This is a genomic window from Paraburkholderia aromaticivorans (assembly GCF_002278075.1).
GTDB classification, from domain to species: domain Bacteria; phylum Pseudomonadota; class Gammaproteobacteria; order Burkholderiales; family Burkholderiaceae; genus Paraburkholderia; species Paraburkholderia aromaticivorans.
The window spans coordinates 2,137,681-2,156,886 of sequence record NZ_CP022989.1 but is presented as its reverse complement, the minus strand read 5'-3'; the positions used below and the strand labels follow the sequence as shown (position 1 = coordinate 2,156,886).

The following is a 19,206-nucleotide window of genomic DNA, read 5'->3' as shown; positions in this document are numbered from 1 at the left end:
CCCTGATGACTCAGGCGCCGCGCTGTTCGAATTCCTTCATGTATTCGACAAGCGCTTTGACGCCCTCGAGCGGGACGGCGTTATAAATCGACGCCCGCATGCCGCCGACGGACTTGTGGCCCTTTAGCTGCACCATTCCCCGCGCTTTCGCGCCGGCCAGGAAATCTTCGTTGCGCGACTCGTCGGCGAGGAAGAACGGTACGTTCATCCGCGAGCGCGAGCCGTGTTCGACCTTGTTCAGATAGAAGCTGCTCGAGTCGATCGCGTCGTACAACAGCTTCGACTTTTCGAAGTTACGCGCTTCCATCGCGGCAAGGCCGCCCTGCTTCTTCAGCCACTTGAACACCAGCCCCGCGATGTAGATCGCATAAGTGGGCGGTGTGTTGTACATCGAATTGTTCTCCGCGACGATCTTCCATTCGAACGCCGACGGGCAGATCGGCTGCGCGCGATCCAGCATGTCTTCGCGCACGACCACCACCGTCACGCCGGCCATGCCGATGTTTTTCTGCGCGCCGCCGAACAGCACGCCGTATTTGGCGATGTCCATGGGACGCGACAGGATATGCGACGACGCGTCGGCCACCAGCGGAATATCGCCGAGATCTGGAATCTCGAACGTCTCGACGCCGTGGATCGTCTCGTTCGTGCACAGATGCACATAAGCCGGGTCGTCCGACAGTTGCCACTCCGAGCGCGCGGGCGCGCGGGTGAAACCCTCGGCCGTCTGGCCGCTCGCCGCCAGATGCACGGTGCCGTACTTCTGCGCTTCCTTGAATGACTTCTGCGACCACGAACCCGTCACGACGAAATCCGCGCGCGGCTTTGCGCCCATCAGATTCATCGGCACGATCGCGTTTTCACCCAGGCCGCCGCCTTGCAGGAACAGGATGCGATGGCTGGCCGGCACCTCGAGCAAATCGCGCAGATCGACGAGCGCTTCCTCGTGGATCGACATGAACTCTTTGCCGCGATGGCTCATTTCCATCACGCTCATGCCACTGCCTCGCCAATCGAGCATTTCGTCGGCGGCTTGACGCAGAACCTCTTCGGGCATGGCCGCGGGACCGGCGGAGAAATTGAAGACACGCATCGTGAGATCCTGAAAGCAGGCGCGAAAAACGAAGATCGCGCAAAAATCGGCGAAATTAACAGCCGGCCGGCAATGGCCGTGCAGCTGACAAGGCAATCTTGCAGGCGCGATTTTCTGGCGCGGGTTTCGGACCGGGTTTCGCACCGAAAAAGAAAATGGCCGTCTGCGCGTGTGCGCAAACGGCCATTATCGCATTGTCACCGCCAAGCCGCCAAACCCGGCATGCCATCAGCCTACGAGGCGGCCTTGCCGATTGGCGGCTGGCGCGATATCAACGCAGCCTTAGGGCTCGAGCTTACTTGGCCGGCTTGACCGAAGCGACTTCCTTGTCGGCCTGGTCACGCGTTGCCTTAATCGATTGCGGCATGTACTTTTGCATCAAGCCGTTCACGACGTCGCGGCCAACCTGGTCTTGCACCTGGATGAACTTGCGGCCGGTCGGGCTCTTGTAGAACGTCGTCAGATCCTTGATTTCCGACGTGCTGTAGTACTTCGCGTACGCGTCGTACTGAGCTTGCATGGCGTCCTGACGGAAACTGTCCGTTGCGAACACCTGGCCTGCGCCGTCAACCAGCTTCGGCACTGCGTTCTTTTGCAGCGTCGGGACGGAAGCCTGCTTCTGCTTGTCCGTCATCGTCTTGTTTTCGCTCAGGGCGTCCGACAGGATTGCCGGAACCAGCTGCTTGGCTTGCATCTGGGCGCTGTTGCCGATCGCGCCGACGAGCTTCTGCGCGTCGATTGCGTCCAACAGGTCCTTGATTGCAGCCTGCTTGGCCGGGTCAACCGGTGCCGCGGCAGCAGCCGGAGCCGCCGGAGCCGAGCTCTGAAGCGCTTGAGCCATGGCGAAGGTCGGCACGAGAGCAGCCAGCAACATCAGTTGTTTGAATCGTTTTTGCATCATTACTCCCTAATAGAAATGAACTTGAACAGCAAGCTGCGCGGGACGCGTATCGGCCCGACACGCCATTATTCCCGGCGCAGCTTTCAACCAATCACTGAGACTGTAAGACGCAGACACGAATCAGGCAGCACCGCCCGATTCGCCGCCATTTTCGCCGCCGTTGCCACCTTCGGCGGGACCCTCGGCGTCGCCTTCCGCGTCACCTTCTGCTTCCGCCTCAGCAACCTGTTGCAGACCTGAAAGCTTGGTCCCTTCGTCAAGGCTGATGAGTGTAACACCTTGGGTTGCGCGTCCCATTTCCCGAATTTCCGACACCCGCGTACGGATCAGCACGCCGGTATTGGTGATCAGCATGATCTGCGCTTCCTGATCCACCAGCGTGGCGGCGACGACCCTGCCGTTGCGCTCCGAGGTCTGGATCGCGATCATGCCCTTCGTGCCGCGCCCATGACGGGTGTACTCGACGATCGGCGTACGTTTGCCGAAACCGTTCTCCGTCGCGGTGAGCACCGACTGCTGCTCGTCGCCGGCCACCAGCAACGCGATCACGTTCTGGCCGTCTTCGAGCTGCATGCCGCGTACGCCGCGCGCTTCGCGGCCCATCGGACGCACGTCGTTCTCATCGAAGCGAACCGCCTTGCCCGAATCCGAGAACAGCATCACGTCGTGCTGACCGTCCGTGATGGCAGCGCCGATCAGGTAATCGCCGTCGTCCAGACCGACCGCAATAATACCCTTGCGCAGCACACGGCCAAAGGCTTCCAGCGGCGTCTTCTTTACAGTTCCTAACGCGGTGCCCATGAAGACAAATTTGTCTGCCGAGAATTCCTTGACCGGCAAGACAACGGTGATCTTTTCGCCTTCCTGAAGCGGGAAGATATTGATGATCGGGCGGCCGCGCGAGTTCCGCGAACCTTGCGGCACTTCATAGACCTTCACGCTGTATACACGGCCGCGATTGGAGAAGCACAGAATGTGATCGTGCGTGTTCGCGATGAACAGCGTGTCGATCCAGTCGTCTTCCTTCATTGCCGTGGCCTGCTTGCCGCGACCACCCCGCTTCTGCGCGCTGTACTCGGACAGCGGCTGCGATTTCACGTAGCCCGCGTGCGACATGGTCACGACCATCTCTTGCGGCGTGATCAGATCTTCCGTGTTCAGCTCGGTCGCGTTCAGCTCGATCTTCGAGCGGCGCGCGTCGCCGAATTCGGCTTTGATCGACGTGAGTTCGTCGACGATGATGGCCGTAATGCGTTCCGGGCGGGCCAGAATGTCCAGCAGGTCGGCGATCTGCGCCATGACTTCGCGGTATTCGCCGATGATCTTGTCCTGCTCCAGGCCGGTCAAACGCTGCAGACGCATCTGCAGAATTTCCTGAGCCTGGGTGTCGGACAAACGGTACAGGCCGTCGGACTGCATACCGAACGACGGATTCAAACCGTCAGGACGATAGGCTTCCCGACCACCCGCCGACGCGTTTTCCGACTCGGCGCGCGCCAGCATCTCGCGCACCAGCGACGAATCCCACGGACGCGCCATCAATTCCTGCTTGGCGATCGGCGGAGTCGGCGCCGCTTTGATGATCGCGATGAACTCGTCGATATTAGCGAGCGCGACCGCCAGACCTTCGAGCACGTGGCCGCGCTCACGCGCCTTGCGCAGCTCGTATACCGTGCGCCGCGTCAGCACTTCCCGGCGATGCGACAGGAAGCACGACAGCATTTCCTTCAGATTCAGCAGCTTCGGCTGGCCGTCGACCAGCGCGACCATGTTCATGCCGAAGGTGTCCTGAAGCTGGGTCGCCTTGTACAGATTGTTCAGGACGACTTCCGGCACTTCGCCGCGCTTGAGTTCGATCACGACGCGCATGCCGCTCTTGTCGGACTCGTCGCGAATGTCGGAAATGCCTTCGAGCTTCTTCTCGTTGACCAGCTCGGCGATACGCTCCAGAAGCGAGCGCTTGTTCACCTGGTAAGGCAGCTCGTCGACGATGATCGCCATGCGCTGCCCGCGGTCGATTTCCTCGAAGTGCGTGAGCGCGCGCATCACCACGCGGCCGCGGCCCGTGCGATAGCCGTCGCGCACGCCGGCCACGCCGTAAATGATGCCGGCGGTCGGGAAGTCGGGCGCCGGAATGATCTCGATCAGCTCGTCGATCGTGGATTCCGGATTCTTAAGCAGATGCTGGCACGCGTCGACAACCTCATTGAGGTTGTGCGGCGGGATGTTGGTCGCCATGCCGACCGCGATGCCGGACGAGCCATTGATCAGCAGATTGGGAATACGCGCCGGCAGGATGGCCGGTTCGTTTTCACTGCCGTCGTAGTTCGGCGTGAAGTCGACCGTTTCCTTGTCGATGTCGGCCAGCAGTTCGTGGCCGATCTTCGCCATGCGGATTTCGGTGTACCGCATGGCCGCGGCGTTGTCGCCGTCGACCGAGCCGAAGTTGCCCTGACCGTCCACCAGCATGTAGCGCAGCGAAAAGTCCTGCGCCATCCGGACGATGGTGTCGTAAACAGCCGTGTCGCCGTGCGGGTGATATTTACCGATAACGTCGCCGACAATACGCGCGGACTTCTTGTACGCCCGGTTCCAGTCGTTGTTCAGTTCGTGCATCGCGTACAGCACGCGCCGGTGCACCGGCTTCAGGCCATCGCGAACATCGGGAAGCGCACGCCCTACGATCACGCTCATCGCGTAATCGAGATACGAACGGCGCATTTCCTCCTCTAGGGAGATTGGCAGAGTCTCTTTGGCGAATTGATCCATTATCCGTATCTTTTACGTGCCAAGACGGCGGCATAACTACATATCGCCGCGTCTTCGCGTAAGCATTGCAGACGCAACGCATCACGCGATTCTAACATGCCGCGAATCCGCTCCCGACGAAGGTACGTATACCTATTAGGCAGCGAATCCGAAACGCGCCTCGACGCCCTGATTTCGAGTGGGAGCAGGCTCGATTCGTGCGTGGGGCAATTCGCCGCTGAGCCATGACTGGCGGCCCCTCCGGGCGATTGCTTCTGTTGCGCATGCACCACAATTGGAAGGTGATTTGATGGGGGGCAGATTTTTTTATCGTTGGAAGGGAACGATATGGCAAAATGCCAACGCACAAAGAGTTAGACACTGCTCGAAGTCTACACAGCACGTTTTTTGTTCTACACCGATGTTATACTTCGAGCAATGTATGACTTGTCTTCGTCAACAGGCTCGCAGTAAACCTGCGGTAATCTCAATTTCGAGAGGAGAAATATGAATAAACTTTCAAAGCTCGCGTTCATTGCAGCTACCGCAGTTATGGCTGCATCCGCCATGGCGCAATCGGTGCCGGCGTCGCGACAAGCCACGAACGACAACTGGGTGAATGGTACCGGCGAATACGTGTGGATGAACGGCACGAACGAGCTTTGCTGGCGCGATGCATTCTGGACGCCGGCAACGGCTAACGCAAAGTGCGATGGCGCCCTGGTTGCCCAGGCTCCGACCCCGCCGGCTCCGGTCGCACCTGCACCGGCTATCACGAGCCAAAAGATTACGTATCAAGCGGACGCTCTGTTCGACTTCGACAAGGCAATCCTGAAGCCGGCTGGCAAGGAAAAGCTGGACGATCTGGCATCGAAGATCGGCGCGCTGAACCTGGAAGTCGTCGTCGCAACGGGTTACACGGACCGTATCGGTTCGGACAAGTACAACGACCGTCTGTCGCTGCGCCGCGCTCAAGCTGTGAAGGCATACCTGGTCAGCAAGGGCATCGAATCCAACCGCATCTACACGGAAGGCAAGGGCAAGCGCAACCCGGTCACGACCGGCTGCAACCAGAAGAACCGCAAGCAACTCATCGCCTGCCTCGCGCCGGATCGTCGCGTGGAAGTCGAAGTTGTCGGTACTTCGAAGCAGTAAGCCTCACCTTACCGCAGTATCAAAGCCCCGCTCCGGCGGGGCTTTTTTTATGTCCGGCCCTTGCGAGCGCCGTATTCGCGCAACCGGCCGAACCTTGATGGGGTGGCATTTTGCCGCCCTGTCCCTCGACCTATATACTCAGGGTTTATCCTCGAGCGCCCGCTCACCGCTCTCTTCGAGGCAGCTTCCGCCATGACCAACGCCGATCCCCACGAACTGCAGAAATTTAGCGACCTCGCACATCGTTGGTGGGACCCGAATGCCGAATTCAAGCCGCTGCACGAGCTCAATCCGATTCGCCTGAGCTGGATCGACACACATGCGCACCTCGCGGGCAAGACCGTGCTGGATATCGGCTGCGGGGGCGGCATTTTGTCCGAGTCAATGGCCGGCCTGGGTGCGCACGTCAAAGGTATCGACCTGTCAACTCAAGCGTTGGGGGTGGCCGATCTTCACAGCCTTGAAAGCGGTGTAACCGTAGATTACGAAGAAATCGCCGCCGAGGCGCTCGCCGCCCGCGAGCCCGGTACGTACGACGTCGTGACCTGCATGGAAATGCTCGAGCACGTGCCTGAACCCGCCGCCATCGTCGAGGCGTGCAAGACGCTGGTGAAGCCCGGCGGCTGGGTGTTCTTTTCTACCCTGAACCGAAACGTGAAGTCGTACCTGTTCGCCGTGATCGGTGCCGAATACATCGCGCGAATGCTGCCCAAGGGCACGCACGATTACGCGCGGTTCATTCGCCCGTCCGAATTGGCGAGCTTCGTCCGCGCCGCCAACCTGCGCACGGCCGATATCAAGGGCATCGTCTATAACCCGCTCAGCAAGCATTTCACGCTGTCCGCCGACACGAGCGTGAACTACATGCTCGCCTGCCGGCGCGACATCTGAACCGCCCCGACCTGCCGGACCTACCGAATCAATGAGCGATCCCACACCCCTGCCCCAACGCGAAGACAACGAAGACGCACTCGGTCTTTGCCTAGCTGTGCTGTTCGACCTCGACGGCACGCTCGCCGACACGGCACCCGACCTCGCGGCCGCCGTCAACAAAATGCGCCACGATCGCGGGCTCGAGATGGTGCCGCTCGAAGATCTGCGCCCATTGGCGTCCGCGGGCGCGCGCGGGCTGATCGGCGGGGCGTTTGGCATTGGCCCCGATCATCACGAGTTCGCGTCGCTGCGCGAGGAATTCCTCGCCAACTACGAAGCGGACCTGTGCATCGAGACCACGCTGTTTCCCGGCATTCCCGAGATTCTCGACGAACTCGACGCCCGTGGCGTGCGCTGGGGCATCGTCACCAACAAGGTTGCGAGGCTTACCGAACCGTTGATCGCGCAACTCGGACTGGAAGAGCGCGCCGGCTGCGTCGTCAGCGGCGACACGACGCCGCATTCGAAGCCGCACCCGGCGCCTCTGCTGCACGCCGCGCGCGAATTGGACATGGTGCCGGAACGCGTTGTGTACGTCGGCGACGATCTGCGCGATGTGCAGGCGGGCTTCGCCGCGGGCATGAAGACCATCGCAGCGGCGTACGGCTACTGCGGCAACGATATTCCACCGACGCAATGGCACGCGCAGCACGTGGTCCAATCGCCGGCTGAATTGCAGAGACTGTTGCGCGACCTCGGCTGAAGCACCGCGGCCGGCAACGCAAAGCCGGCGCACTATCGCGCTCGCCGCGTGAATGAGCCAGGACGTAGCCGTCAATCTATTGTAAAATCTACTTTGGCTCATATGTATTGAGCAACGAACCGCGGGGGCGACCTGGTTTCGACAGGGGTTGCGAAGCGGCTAGGGCATGTCGAGGACCCGTCACCTCGTTAATCAATGGGAAAAACGTAACTGCAAACGACGATACGTTCGCACTGGCAGCCTAAGGGCCGCCGTCCTCTGCCTAGTTTACTGACGGGCTAGAGTCGCAAGACCGGTAGCAATACCGACAGAGGTCATATACGTCAGTTAAGCCTTGGCGGTGTCACGACGTCCGGGTCGAAAACCTAGTGAATCGCCGTAGTGCAGCGTGTTCGTCCGCGTCGCTACGGTTAAATCAAATGACAGAACTAAACATGTAGAACTGGTCGTAGAGTGCTTCTGGACGCGGGTTCGATTCCCGCCGCCTCCACCAGAACACGTTTCAGGCAGTACATTCAAGTCTCACCGAGAACCCGTAAGTGGCCTGCTGCTTGCGGGTTTTTTGTTGTCCGCCGCTTCCTCTCATCAACTCGTACGCTGCCGCTTCCTGACGAACCGAGATCCCGAGCCACCTGCAACGAGGTGAATGGAATAAACGCGTCCGCTCATTCGTTTAATCCTCACGCGCGCGCACGCCGCGTCTCGCGCGAAACCAACACCAAGATCAGGAGCCGACATCATGCGCAAAACTCTCTTCTGCCTCGCCCTCCTCGCGCTGCAACAAAGCGCTTTCGCCGAGGCGCCGAAAATCGTCGACGGGCGCTTCGTCACGGCGGACGGCATGACGCTCTACACCTTCGACAAAGACACCACGCCGGGCGTGAGCACCTGCACCGGCGCCTGCCTGAACAATTGGCCGGCAGCCACGGCCAGCGCGTCGGACAAACCGTCCGGAGAGTGGACGTTGATCGCCGGCGCCGACGGCAAACAGCAATGGGCGTATAAAGGCCATCCGCTTTATCGCTTCGCGGCGGACAAGCAGGCGGGAGATATGAAGGGAGACGGCTTCAAGGACATGTGGCACACGGCCAAACCTTGAGCGCCCGCTACGAGGCAATGGCGGCGGCACCGCCGCCAGGCCAAACCTGACGATCAAACGAGAAGATCAAACGGAAAGGCGCCGGCAGAAAGCCGGCGCCGCACGATAAGCGGACTCGCGTGTCCGCTTATTCGTCTTTAGGACACTGCAGATTGCAGCCATTCGGATCGCCCATATCCCCGCGCTTGCGCATCGCCGATTTTTTGCTGCTCTGGTATTTGTCCGAGGGCGCCGACGCGGCGAAGGGCATTTGCGGATGTTCGGCAAGACGAAACTGATCTTGCAGGATACCGCCCGGCACACCCGGTGAATTCTGCGCGAAGGCAACTGAGGCGGTGGCGAGCAGCACACCAGCCGTCGCCACGGCGGCACATACGTGAAAATTAACTTTCATATTGTTCGGCGCGACATGGCGCGCGGTTAAGGCGGAAGCGGAAGCTTAGAGAGTATCCCAAACGAACGCCATACGCAGCGCGGAACACAGCCTGATGTTTACGGCTGCTTACGCCACGGCTTCGCCGAGGCCCTCTTCCAGCTCGACCACCTTGCCGCAGTCCTGCGGGTCATAACCTTCGAGTTGGTCGACGCTATGACGAAACGCGCTGCCGCGCAGCAGACCGATCACGCTCGCAAGCGGCGCACGCTCGAGGCGCGCGCGGTCGCAGGCGAAATAATAGTCTTCGTCGACAACCGGAATGAAGTCGAGACCGAAGTGATGCGCCGCAGGCTCCACACCGAAGCCCACATCCGCCATGCCGCTCGCAACGAACGCCGCTATCGCCGAATGCGTGAGTTCGGCTGACGCATAACCATTGACCCGGTCCGGATCCACCCCGACTTTCCGTAGCGCGAGCTCGAGTAGCATGCGCGTGCCGGAGCCGGGTTGCCGGTTGACGAAGCGAATGTCGTCGCGTGCGAGATCGCCCAGACCTGCGATTGCCCTGGGATTGCCCTTGCCGAGAAAGAGTCCCTGCTTGCGCCGCGTGAGATGCACGAGCACGTGGCGCTGCGGATCGAGCCAGCGTCGATAGGCATCGGCGCACTCCGCGCGAAACTCGCCGCGCGGCAAATGGAAGCCGGCCAGATCGCATTCGCCGCGCGCGAGCGCGCTGACAGCGTCCGCGCTGTCCCGATACTTGATGTCCACCGGCAGATCGTTGGCGACCAGCGCCGTGACCAGCGCGGCCACGGCATAGCCGTGCGACGCGAAGATGCGCACGTCGTCGGCGGGTGGAGCGAGCCAGCGGTTCAGATCGCTCGCCACCTCGCTGGCAAGCGCCTGCATATTGCCGTCGAGCCGTTCGCCGCACAGGCGCTGCGCACGCAATACCGCTTGCCCGAGTTCGGAGAGCACCGAGCCGCGACCGCGCTCCTTGGCGATCAGCGGACCACCCAAACGCTCTTCGATGCTGCGCAGCAAACCCCATGCATGACGGTAGGACAAACCCTTAAGCGTGGCCGCCTGCGCGATGCTGCCCGACTCGTCCACCAGCGCGAGCAACGGCACGACGTCCGACAGGCTGGCCTCGCGGCCATCCGGGCCCTTCACCACCAACTGCGCCTGGCACTCGATCCTGATCATATATGCTCAACTCTTTCCTATTGCGCGAGCCGAATCGCCCGCCTATTGTTCGGCTATCCCATATCGAATATACGAAGCATAAGTGCACGCATTATGAATGACAAGTGCATATATGACTTTGGAGGAGCCCCCACTTGGATGATTCCATCGCCATCGCGCCGGATCAGCTCGTGCAGCGTCACGCGCAGCCGGGAATGTCGCTGCTAGCGGTCTTGCATGCGATTCAGGACGAACTCGGTTACGTGCCGCCCGCGGCGGTCGCGCCACTCGCGCGCGTCATGAATCTGTCGCGCGCGGAAGTGCACGGCGTCATCACCTACTACCACCACTTTCGCACGCAGCCGGCCGCCCAGGTCACGGTGCAGCTGTGCCGCGCGGAAGCCTGCCGCAGCATGGGGACCGAGGCGCTCGCCCGCCATATCGAGACGCACACCGGCTGCCGCTTCGACGCCGAACACGAGCACGGCGCGACGGTGGAGCTGGAATCGGTGTATTGCCTCGGCCAATGTGCGCTGTCGCCAGCGTTGATGCTCAACGGGATCTTGCACGCCAGGGTCACGCCGCAAAAGTTCGACGCGATTTTCGCGGCCGCCAGCAAGTGCGTGGAGGTGACGGCATGACACGCATCTACGTTCCCCGTGATTCGTCGGCACTAGCGCTCGGCGCTGATGCGCTCGCTCAGGCGATCGAGGCCGAAGCGGCGCGCCGCGGCCTCGCTGTCGAACTCGTTCGCAACGGCTCGCGCGGCCTGCTGTGGCTCGAACCGCTCGTCGAAGTGCAAACGCCCGAAGGCCGCATCGGCTACGCGAATGTCGAAGCCGACGACGTCGTCGCACTGTTCGATGCAGGCTTGCTCGAAGGCGGAGCGCACGCAAAGCAGGTCGGTGCGGTCGACGAGATTCCGTATCTGAAGAAACAGCAGCGTCTGACGTTCGCGCGCATCGGCATCACCGACCCGCTTTCCATCGACGACTATGTCGCCCACGGCGGCCTCGAAGGTTTGCGCAGGGCGTTGCAGACCGACGGCGACGCCGCCTGCGAAGCGCTGATCGAATCCGGTCTGCGCGGTCGCGGCGGCGCGGCCTTCCCTGCCGGGATCAAATGGCGCACGGTACGCGGCGCGAAAGCGGCGCAGAAATACATCGTCTGCAATGCGGACGAAGGCGACTCCGGCACGTTCTCCGATCGCCTCGTGATGGAAAGCGATCCGTACGTGCTGATCGAAGGGATGATCATCGCCGGGGTCGTGACGGGCGCGACGGTGGGCTATATCTACGTGCGCAGCGAATATCCGCATTCGATCGCGACGCTCGAAGCGGCCATCGCGAAAGCACGCGCCGCCGGCTGGCTCGGCGACAGCGTGCTCGGCTCGACGGTGCATCGCTTCGAACTGTTCGTGGCCAAAGGCGCGGGCGCCTATGTGTGCGGCGAGGAAACGGCGCTGCTCGAATCGCTCGAAGGCAAGCGCGGCATTGTGCGCGCCAAGCCGCCGGTGCCGGCGCTCATCGGCCTTTACGGCCAGCCGACCGTGATCAACAACGTCATCACGCTCGCCACCGTGCCGATCATCTTCGCGCGTGGCGCGGCGTTCTACAAAGACTTCGGCATGGGCCGTTCGCGCGGCACGCTGCCGTTTCAGCTCGCGGGCAACGTCAAGCAAGGCGGGCTGGTCGAACTCGCGTTCGGCGTGACGCTGCGTGAATTGCTCTATGAGTACGGCGGCGGCACGGCGAGCGGCCGGCCCGCGCGCGCGGTGCAGGTGGGCGGCCCGCTCGGCACGTACCTGCCGGAAAGCCAGTGGGACATTCCCATGGATTACGAAGCCTATGCGGCAGTCGGCGCGGTAGTGGGCCACGGCGGCCTCGTCGTGCACGACGACACGTCGAATCTCGCCGAACTCGCGCAGTACGCCATGCACTTCTGCGCGCTCGAATCGTGCGGCAAATGCACCCCGTGCCGGATCGGCTCGACGCGCGGCGTCGAAGTGATAGGCCGGATTCGCAACGGCGATACGTCCACCCGGCAAGTGCAGCTGCTGCGCGACCTGTGCGACACGATGGTGTCCGGCTCGCTTTGCGCGATGGGCGGCATGACGCCGTTCCCGGTGCTGTCCGCGCTCGATCATTTCCCCGAAGACTTCGGTCTCGCCAACGTGTCTGAACACGCGCCGAAAGCGGCCTGACCCAGGAGCCCACCATGTCCGACATGCTTAACTCACCTGCCGGCGGCTGCGGCTCCGGCAACTGCGCGTGCAAGGCGCAAGCCCAGCAGCGCGCGACGCGTTCGTTCTTCGACGACACCGATTTCGGCACGCCCGAGCGCCACGCCGATGTCGACGTCACGCTGGAGATCGACGGCCAGTCGGTCACCGTACCCGCCGGCACCTCCGTGATGCGCGCCGCCGTCGAAGCGGGCGTCAACGTGCCGAAGCTCTGCGCGACCGATTCATTGGAACCGTTCGGCTCGTGCCGCTTGTGCCTCGTGGAAATTGAAGGCAAACGCGGCTATCCCGCCTCGTGCACGACGCCGGTCGAAGCCGGCATGAAGGTGCGCACGCAAACCGATCGTCTGCAGTCACTGCGCCGCAACGTGATGGAGCTGTACATCTCCGATCACCCGCTCGACTGCCTCACCTGCCCCGCCAACGGCGACTGCGAACTGCAGGACATGGCCGGCGTCACGGGCCTGCGCGAAGTGCGCTACGGCTTTGACGGCGCGAATCACCTGAAGGATAAGAAAGACGAGTCGAACCCGTACTTCACCTACGACCCGTCCAAGTGCATCGTCTGCAATCGCTGCGTGCGCGCGTGCGAAGAAACGCAAGGCACGTTCGCGCTGACGATCGCCGGGCGCGGTTTCGAGTCGCGCGTGGCCGCCAGCGAAGACGTGCCGTTCATGGAATCGGAATGCGTGTCGTGCGGCGCGTGCGTGGCCGCCTGCCCGACCGCGACGTTGCAGGAAAAGACCGTCATCATGCTCGGCCAGCCGGAGCATTCGGTCGTTACCACGTGCGCGTATTGCGGCGTCGGCTGCTCGTTCAAGGCCGAGATGAAGGGCAACCAGGTCGTGCGGATGGTGCCGCACAAGAACGGCCAGGCCAACGAAGGCCACGCCTGCGTGAAAGGCCGCTTCGCATGGGGCTACGCGACGCACAAGGACCGCATCACCAAGCCGATGATTCGCGCGAAGATCACCGATCCGTGGCGCGAAGTGAGTTGGGAAGAAGCGCTCACGTATGCGGCGTCGGAATTCCGCCGCATTCAGGCGAAGCATGGCCGCGATTCGATCGGCGGCATTACGTCCTCGCGTTGCACGAACGAAGAAACGTATCTGGTGCAAAAACTCGTGCGCGCCGCGTTCGGCAACAACAACGTCGACACTTGCGCGCGGGTGTGTCATTCGCCGACTGGTTACGGCCTCAAAGCAACGCTCGGCGAATCGGCAGGCACCCAAACTTTCGCCTCGGTCGATAAAGCCGACGTGATCGTGGTGATCGGCGCCAATCCGACCGACGGCCACCCGGTGTTCGGCTCGCGCCTGAAGCGCCGTGTGCGCGAAGGCGCGAAGCTGATCGTGGTCGATCCGCGGCGCATCGATATCGTCGATACGGCGCACGTGAAGGCGTCCCATCATCTGCAATTGCGGCCGGGCACCAACGTGGCCATTGTGAACGCGCTGGCGCATGTGATCGTCACCGAAGGCCTGCTCAACGAAGCGTTCGTCGCCGAGCGTTGCGAAACGCGTGCGTTCGAGCAATGGCGCGATTTCGTCGCACTGCCGGAAAACGCGCCGGAGGCGACCGAAGCGGTGACCGGCGTGCCGGCCCAAGCCGTGCGCGAGGCCGCCCGCATCTATGCGACCGGCGGCAACGCCGCGATCTACTACGGCCTGGGCGTCACCGAACACGCGCAAGGCTCGACGATGGTGATGGGCATCGCCAACCTCGCGATGGCGACGGGCAACATCGGCCGTGAAGGTGTGGGCGTCAATCCGCTGCGCGGCCAGAACAACGTGCAGGGGTCGTGCGACATGGGCTCGTTCCCGCACGAACTGCCGGGTTATCGCCACATCAGCGACACGGTCACGCGCACGCTGTTCGAAGAGGCGTGGAACGTCACGCTGCAGCCGGAGCCCGGCCTGCGCATTCCGAACATGTTCGACGCCGCCGTGCATGGCACCTTCAAGGGTCTGTACTGTCAGGGCGAGGACATCGTACAGTCGGATCCGAATACGCATCACGTGTCCGCTGCGCTGTCGGCGATGGAATGCATCGTCGTGCAGGACATCTTCCTGAACGAGACCGCCAAGTATGCGCACGTGCTGCTGCCGGGTTCGTCGTTCCTCGAAAAGGACGGCACCTTCACCAACGCGGAGCGCCGCATCTCGCGCGTGCGCAAGGTCATGCCACCGGTGCCGGGTTACGCCGACTGGGAAGTCACGGTCATGCTCGCGCGCGCGCTCGGCTATGAAATGGACTACGCGCATCCGTCGCAGATCATGGACGAGATCGCGCGTCTCACGCCGACCTTCCACGGCGTGTCGTACAAAAAGCTCGACGAGCTCGGCAGCATCCAGTGGCCGTGCAACGAGAATGCGCCGGACGGTACGCCGACCATGCATATCGATACGTTCGTGCGCGGCAAGGGCAAGTTCGTGATTACGAAGTTCATTGCGACGCCCGAGAAAGTCACGCGCAAATTCCCGCTGCTGCTCACCACGGGCCGCATCCTGTCGCAATACAACGTAGGCGCGCAAACACGCCGCACCGAGAACTCGCGCTGGCACGACGAGGACCGGCTGGAACTGCATCCGCATGATGCGGAAGAGCGCGGCATCAAGACCGGCGACTGGGTCGGCATCGAATCGCGCGCGGGTCAGACCGTGTTGCGCGCGAAGGTGACCGAGCGGATGCAGCCGGGCGTGGTCTATACGACGTTCCACTTCCCCGAATCGGGCGCGAACGTGATCACCACCGACAGCTCGGACTGGGCGACCAACTGTCCGGAATACAAGGTGACCGCGGTGCAGGTGATGCCGGTCGAACAGCCGTCGCAATGGCAGAAAGACTATTCGCGTTTCAACACCGAACAGCTCGACCTGCTCAAGCAGCGCGAGCTGGCCAACGCGACCTCGGGCAAGTGAGGCACGCCATGGACAATCAGAACCTGATCGACATGGCCAACCGGATCGGCGACTTTTTCGATTCGATGCCGGACCGTGAGGAAGCGCTCGCCGGCATCGCCGACCATATCCGCCGCTTCTGGGAGCCGCGCATGCGGCGCGCGTTGCTGGCGGAGCTCGATCACCCGGATGCGAGCGGTATCGCGATGGCGGGCATCGTCAAGGAAGCGCTCGTCAAACATCGCGCGCAACTGACGCCCGCCACGCCCGCGACGGTGTAAGGCGCGCCGCGCTCGCGGCCGCTCATGGCCCGCGCGACTCAGGCGGCCCGCATCACAGGGCCGCCTGCTCCGGTATTTCCCCGCTCACCGCGAACCAGGCTTCGCAATGCCGCAGCAGACCGTGCAGATCGGAGCCGGTGCGTCCGCGCGCGCTGATGTAGCCGTCCGGCCGCACCAGATAGAACGACGGGCGCGTGCGGCCATACGATTCGGAAAGTGCCGGGCCGCCGTCGCCGGTGGTGTCCGTGATGCGCCAGATCCGCACCGCGCCCGGCAACAATCTTTCGACGTCCGCCGCCACGCGCTCCAGTTCCGCGTCCGGCGGTGGCGCATGCTTCGCCGCGGGATCGAGCGGCGTTTCGTCGACGGGCAGCGGCGGCACCAGCAGGAACAGCGAGAAGAACGCCGGGTCGTGCAGATCGAACATGCAGCCGACGCCGGGCGCACGGCCGAGCGGTCCGTCCACCACATGCACCAGCGCGTCCGGTGCGCGCTCGCCCGCACGAGGTCCGCCGTCGAGCACCCGTTCGAGCGTCAGCGGACTGCGCCGGTACTGGATCGACAACTCGCTGATGGTGAGGCGCGCGGCGTCGCGCAACGGCCCCAGTGCGGCGAGGACCGGCATCACCCGTTCGCGCAGCAGCTTCAGCGGTCCATGATCGGCCTCGGCCATTTGCGTAATGAAGCCCGTCTGACGCAGCACGTCGCGTTCGATCGGATGACGTTCGAGGTGATAGGTGTCGAGCAGGCGGTCCGGCGCCGCGCCTTTCAACACGCGCGCGAGTTTCCAGCCGAGATTGAACGCTTCCTGAATTCCGGTGTTCATGCCCTGCGCGCCGGCCGGGCTATGCACGTGCGCGGCGTCGCCCGCGAGGAAGATGCGGCCGACGCGCAGCCGGTCCACCATACGGCTATTCACATGAAAATACGAGGACCAGGCCAGGTCCGACACGTCGACCCGCTCGCGCACGCGCCGGGCAATCAGCGCCTCGCATGCTTCGAGCGACGGCGACGGCACCCTGTTCAGCGGCGGCTCGCCCAGCACCGCGGGCGTCCCAGGCGGCGCGACGGCGGCAGGCTCGATGGCATGATCCGCGATCAGACGATGCCGGCCGTGGCCCATTGGAAATAGCGCCACCAGTCCTTCGCCTGACGCGAAGATATGGAACTCGTCTTCCGGCCAGTCGGTTTCGGCGTGCAGGTCGGCGAGCAGGAAAGTCTGCTCGAGCGTCTTGCCCTCGAAGCCCAAACCCAGCCGGTGACGGATCGTGCTATGCGCGCCGTCGGCGGCGATCATGTACGACGGGCGCATCGTCTCCGTGTGACCGTCCGCGCGGCGCAGCGTCGCCTGAAGGCCGGCGGCGCCCTGCGAGAACATGGTCAGTTCGACACCCCGCTCGATCGTCACGCCGAATGTGGCGAGATGCTCCGTCAGCAGGCGCTCGGTTACGGACTGATCGAGAAACAGCAGATACGGATAGCGCGTGTGCAGCGGATCGAAATCGAGCTGCGCGAGACGCATGCCGTTCGAAAACAGATTGGCGATGCGCGCGCGATGGCCGAGCTCGAGAAACGGTTCGATCAGCCGATGCTGCTCCAGCAATTCGAGCGTGCGCGCCTGGATGCCGATGGCCCGTGAATACGGGTTGGGCTGCATGGCTTTGTCGATCAGACGCACGGGGATGTGGGCACGCGCCAGACTCATCGCTGCGGCAAGCCCGGTTGGGCCCGCCCCGACGATCAGCACCGGCGACGCATCGTTTGCAGCAGCGTCCATGCGGAACTCCGGAGACAACAATGCGTTCTAGTGTACGCCCGGAGGGAGCCCCCTTGGGCAGCGACGCGAACCTGCTCGACGACGGTCGCATTGCATCAAGCGCGCGGCCGGCATGAGGCGGATCACCACGCCACGTCTGTGCCGTCGCCTCGCCGCGGGTTCCTGTCAGCCTCAATGCGTGTGCGGCGCGTGATCCATTGCGCAGCGATGCTGCGTCGTGCCAAGGTCCACTTGCAGCGTCGCGTGATGCATGGAAAAACGTTCGCGCAGCGTGAGAACGATGCCGTCGAGCGATTCGTCGCCGGGGTGGCCGGCCGGCATCACCAGATGCGCGCTGAGCGCATTGCCGGTGGTCGACAGCGCCCACACGTGCAGATCGTGCACGTCGACGACGCCGGGCTGCCCTGCCAGATAGTCGCGCACGCCTTGCAGATCGACGCCGGGCGGCACGGCGTCGAGCGCGAGGCGCACCGAATCGCGCAGCAAACTCCAGGTGCCGGCCACCACGACCGCCACCACGAGCAGGCTCATTACCGGGTCGAGCCACGTCCAGTTGGTGTAGAGAATCACGAGGCCGCTTATCGCGACCGCCGCCGAGATGGCGGCATCGGCCGCCATGTGCAGGAACGCGCCGCGGATGTTCAGATCATCCTGCTGCCCGCGCATGAAAAGCCAAGCGGAAATTCCGTTGATGACCACGCCGCCCATCGCCACGACGAACACCGCGAGCCCCGCCACGGGCGTCGGGTTGATCAGCCGCCCGACTGCTTCGGCGACGATCACGCCGCACGCGAACAGCAACAGTCCGGCATTGACGAGCGAGGCCAGGATCGACGAGCTGCCATAGCCGAACGTGTAGCGTGCCGACGGACGGCGCGTGGCGAGCCAGGCGGCGCCCCATGCGAGCAGCAGGCCGAGGACGTCGGAGAGATTATGGCCGGCATCGGCGAGCAGCGCGGTGGAATGGGCGAGCACGCCGTAGACCGTCTGCGCCACCACGATGGCGATGTTCAGCACCACGGCGAGGGCGAACGCGCGCCCGTGGCCGGCGACGGGGGCGTGAGCGTGGTGGTGGCCGGCGTGGCCGTGGGCGTGACTATGAGTGTGGCTAGCGTTGCCGTGGTTGCCGTGGTTGCCGTGGTTGCCGTGGTTGCCGTGGTTGCCGTGGCTACCTTTGATACCGTGACTATGACCGTCGCTGCCGTGACCGTGGCCGTGCCTCTGCCCCTCTCCCGGCTGGCCCTGCTCATGCGCTTCATGCCCCCCCCCACTTCCCGCCCAGCCAGGTTCCGCCGCAGCGTGCGCGGCTCGCTGCGCTTCGTCACCCGAACGGGCGCCCCTGCTGCCGCGCCCATCGAGCGCTCCAGGCGCGGGCGCGCCCTCGTGATCTGCCGCAGCGCCGCTCGCGGTATCCGGTTTCTTCATGACGGGTCCAGGGCATCGTTGCCGGCCGGTTCGGCCACGTGTTCGAGCATGCCGGCCAGCATCGCGCTGATGTGGCGATCGGCGGCGAGATAGAAGACCTGCTTGCCTTGCCGCTCCGCGCGCACGATCCGCGCCGCGCGCAGCAACCGCAAGTGGTGGCTCACCAGCGACGACGATAAACCGAGCGCCCCGGCGATCGCCCCGACCGCGCGCCGCTCGTCGAGACACGCCAGCACGATGCGCAACCGCGTGGGGTCGCCGAGCAGGCGAAACAGGTCGGCGAGCGGCACGATGGTGTCGACCGAAAGATCGTCGAAGCCGGCAACCGAAGTGGATGAAGCGAGGGAAGACGCCATGACGGAGGGCAGCCAGGAAGTACATATGAACA

General features: G+C 63.3%; 17 protein-coding genes and 1 other RNA gene. 10 read left to right on the top strand and 8 right to left on the bottom strand.

Annotated elements, in window-relative coordinates; genetic code table 11:
* Positions 1-10 precede the first annotated feature (10 nt).
* Positions 11-1,057 carry a 3-phosphoserine/phosphohydroxythreonine transaminase gene (gene serC, locus CJU94_RS09900; protein ID WP_244220952.1) on the bottom strand — a complete coding sequence of 349 codons (1,047 nt, stop codon included), beginning with the start codon at positions 1,055-1,057 and terminating at the stop codon, positions 11-13.
* On the opposite strand from serC, the gene CJU94_RS41745 reads away from it, so the two are divergent.
* Entirely contained in the window at positions 947-1,405 is a 459-nt protein-coding gene (locus tag CJU94_RS41745) for a hypothetical protein (RefSeq protein ID WP_244220984.1), read from the top strand. The genes serC and CJU94_RS41745 overlap by 111 nt on opposite strands.
* Here CJU94_RS41745 and CJU94_RS09895 read toward each other — a convergent pair.
* Positions 1,389-1,991 (bottom strand): DUF2059 domain-containing protein, encoded by a 603-nt coding sequence (locus tag CJU94_RS09895; protein ID WP_095420280.1) that lies wholly within the window; start codon positions 1,989-1,991, stop codon positions 1,389-1,391. The genes CJU94_RS41745 and CJU94_RS09895 overlap by 17 nt on opposite strands.
* 123 nt (positions 1,992-2,114) lie before the next feature.
* Positions 2,115-4,763 (bottom strand): DNA gyrase subunit A, encoded by a 2,649-nt coding sequence (gene gyrA, locus CJU94_RS09890; protein ID WP_095418539.1) that lies wholly within the window; start codon positions 4,761-4,763, stop codon positions 2,115-2,117.
* A gap of 486 nt (positions 4,764-5,249) precedes the next feature.
* Here gyrA and ompA point away from each other — a divergent pair, with 486 nt between their 5' ends.
* The 5 genes from ompA to CJU94_RS09865 all read left to right on the top strand — a co-directional run bounded on the left by ompA (position 5,250) and on the right by CJU94_RS09865 (position 8,632).
* Positions 5,250-5,897, top strand: a complete 648-nt coding sequence (gene ompA / locus CJU94_RS09885) for an outer membrane protein OmpA (protein WP_012433983.1) — start codon at positions 5,250-5,252, stop codon at positions 5,895-5,897.
* Between the two features lie 192 nt (positions 5,898-6,089).
* On the top strand, positions 6,090-6,788 hold the full coding sequence (gene ubiG, locus CJU94_RS09880; protein WP_095418538.1) for a bifunctional 2-polyprenyl-6-hydroxyphenol methylase/3-demethylubiquinol 3-O-methyltransferase UbiG: 699 nt from the start codon (positions 6,090-6,092) through the stop codon (positions 6,786-6,788).
* A 31-nt stretch (positions 6,789-6,819) separates the two neighbouring features.
* A complete protein-coding gene (gene gph, locus CJU94_RS09875; RefSeq protein WP_095418537.1) occupies positions 6,820-7,533 on the top strand; it encodes a phosphoglycolate phosphatase in 714 nt (237 codons plus the stop codon).
* Positions 7,534-7,656: 123 nt separating this feature from the next.
* Positions 7,657-8,026, top strand: a transfer-messenger RNA (tmRNA) gene (ssrA, locus tag CJU94_RS09870).
* A gap of 246 nt (positions 8,027-8,272) precedes the next feature.
* Positions 8,273-8,632 (top strand): COG4315 family predicted lipoprotein, encoded by a 360-nt coding sequence (locus CJU94_RS09865; protein ID WP_095418536.1) that lies wholly within the window; start codon positions 8,273-8,275, stop codon positions 8,630-8,632.
* 127 nt (positions 8,633-8,759) lie between these two features.
* Here CJU94_RS09865 and CJU94_RS09860 read toward each other — a convergent pair whose 3' ends face one another.
* Positions 8,760-9,026: a hypothetical protein gene (locus CJU94_RS09860; protein ID WP_095418535.1), complete on the bottom strand. Its 267-nt coding sequence runs from the start codon at positions 9,024-9,026 to the stop codon at positions 8,760-8,762.
* 108 nt (positions 9,027-9,134) lie between these two features.
* Complete coding sequence (locus CJU94_RS09855) at positions 9,135-10,214, bottom strand: substrate-binding domain-containing protein (RefSeq protein WP_095418534.1); 1,080 nt, start codon at positions 10,212-10,214, stop codon at positions 9,135-9,137.
* Positions 10,215-10,348: 134 nt separating this feature from the next.
* On the opposite strand from CJU94_RS09855, the gene CJU94_RS09850 reads away from it, so the two are divergent.
* From CJU94_RS09850 to CJU94_RS09835, 4 genes are read left to right on the top strand one after another with little or no spacing between them, the layout of a single operon-like run.
* Entirely contained in the window at positions 10,349-10,834 is a 486-nt protein-coding gene (locus CJU94_RS09850; RefSeq protein ID WP_095418533.1) for an NAD(P)H-dependent oxidoreductase subunit E, read from the top strand.
* Positions 10,831-12,396: a formate dehydrogenase beta subunit gene (locus CJU94_RS09845; RefSeq protein ID WP_095418532.1), complete on the top strand. Its 1,566-nt coding sequence runs from the start codon at positions 10,831-10,833 to the stop codon at positions 12,394-12,396. The genes CJU94_RS09850 and CJU94_RS09845 overlap by 4 nt, the downstream gene beginning before the upstream one ends.
* Positions 12,397-12,410: 14 nt before the next feature.
* Entirely contained in the window at positions 12,411-15,356 is a 2,946-nt protein-coding gene (gene fdhF / locus CJU94_RS09840) for a formate dehydrogenase subunit alpha (RefSeq protein WP_095418531.1), read from the top strand.
* A gap of 8 nt (positions 15,357-15,364) precedes the next feature.
* Entirely contained in the window at positions 15,365-15,616 is a 252-nt protein-coding gene (locus CJU94_RS09835; protein ID WP_095418530.1) for a formate dehydrogenase subunit delta, read from the top strand.
* Positions 15,617-15,668: 52 nt separating this feature from the next.
* Here the strand turns inward: CJU94_RS09835 and CJU94_RS09830 are convergent, their stop codons facing one another.
* The 3 genes from CJU94_RS09830 to CJU94_RS09820 all read right to left on the bottom strand — a co-directional run bounded on the left by CJU94_RS09830 (position 15,669) and on the right by CJU94_RS09820 (position 19,174).
* Complete coding sequence (locus tag CJU94_RS09830; protein WP_095418529.1) at positions 15,669-17,393, bottom strand: FAD-dependent monooxygenase; 1,725 nt, start codon at positions 17,391-17,393, stop codon at positions 15,669-15,671.
* Positions 17,394-17,564: 171 nt separating this feature from the next.
* Entirely contained in the window at positions 17,565-18,818 is a 1,254-nt protein-coding gene (locus CJU94_RS09825) for a cation diffusion facilitator family transporter (RefSeq protein WP_244220936.1), read from the bottom strand.
* The gene (locus tag CJU94_RS09820) at positions 18,815-19,174 is read right to left on the bottom strand and encodes an ArsR/SmtB family transcription factor (protein WP_244220935.1); all 360 of its coding nucleotides are present in this window, start codon (positions 19,172-19,174) and stop codon (positions 18,815-18,817) included. The genes CJU94_RS09825 and CJU94_RS09820 overlap by 4 nt, the downstream gene beginning before the upstream one ends.
* Positions 19,175-19,206: the final 32 nt, after the last annotated feature.

Excerpts from the sequence above, each read along its gene's own strand:
- CJU94_RS09855 (WP_095418534.1), bottom strand. The coding sequence starts at position 10,214 with ATGATCAGGATCGAGTGCCAGGCGCAGTTGGTGGTGAAGGGCCCGGAT.
- CJU94_RS09845 (WP_095418532.1), top strand. The coding sequence starts at position 10,831 with ATGACACGCATCTACGTTCCCCGTGATTCGTCGGCACTAGCGCTCGGC.
- serC (WP_244220952.1), bottom strand. The coding sequence starts at position 1,057 with ATGCCCGAAGAGGTTCTGCGTCAAGCCGCCGACGAAATGCTCGATTGG.
- ompA (WP_012433983.1), top strand. The coding sequence starts at position 5,250 with ATGAATAAACTTTCAAAGCTCGCGTTCATTGCAGCTACCGCAGTTATG.
- CJU94_RS09865 (WP_095418536.1), top strand. The coding sequence starts at position 8,273 with ATGCGCAAAACTCTCTTCTGCCTCGCCCTCCTCGCGCTGCAACAAAGC.
- gph (WP_095418537.1), top strand. The coding sequence starts at position 6,820 with ATGAGCGATCCCACACCCCTGCCCCAACGCGAAGACAACGAAGACGCA.
- CJU94_RS09860 (WP_095418535.1), bottom strand. The coding sequence starts at position 9,026 with ATGAAAGTTAATTTTCACGTATGTGCCGCCGTGGCGACGGCTGGTGTG.
- CJU94_RS09820 (WP_244220935.1), bottom strand. The coding sequence starts at position 19,174 with ATGGCGTCTTCCCTCGCTTCATCCACTTCGGTTGCCGGCTTCGACGAT.
- CJU94_RS09830 (WP_095418529.1), bottom strand. The coding sequence starts at position 17,393 with ATGGACGCTGCTGCAAACGATGCGTCGCCGGTGCTGATCGTCGGGGCG.
- CJU94_RS09895 (WP_095420280.1), bottom strand. The coding sequence starts at position 1,991 with ATGCAAAAACGATTCAAACAACTGATGTTGCTGGCTGCTCTCGTGCCG.
- CJU94_RS09835 (WP_095418530.1), top strand. The coding sequence starts at position 15,365 with ATGGACAATCAGAACCTGATCGACATGGCCAACCGGATCGGCGACTTT.
- fdhF (WP_095418531.1), top strand. The coding sequence starts at position 12,411 with ATGTCCGACATGCTTAACTCACCTGCCGGCGGCTGCGGCTCCGGCAAC.
- ubiG (WP_095418538.1), top strand. The coding sequence starts at position 6,090 with ATGACCAACGCCGATCCCCACGAACTGCAGAAATTTAGCGACCTCGCA.
- CJU94_RS09825 (WP_244220936.1), bottom strand. The coding sequence starts at position 18,818 with ATGAAGAAACCGGATACCGCGAGCGGCGCTGCGGCAGATCACGAGGGC.
- gyrA (WP_095418539.1), bottom strand. The coding sequence starts at position 4,763 with ATGGATCAATTCGCCAAAGAGACTCTGCCAATCTCCCTAGAGGAGGAA.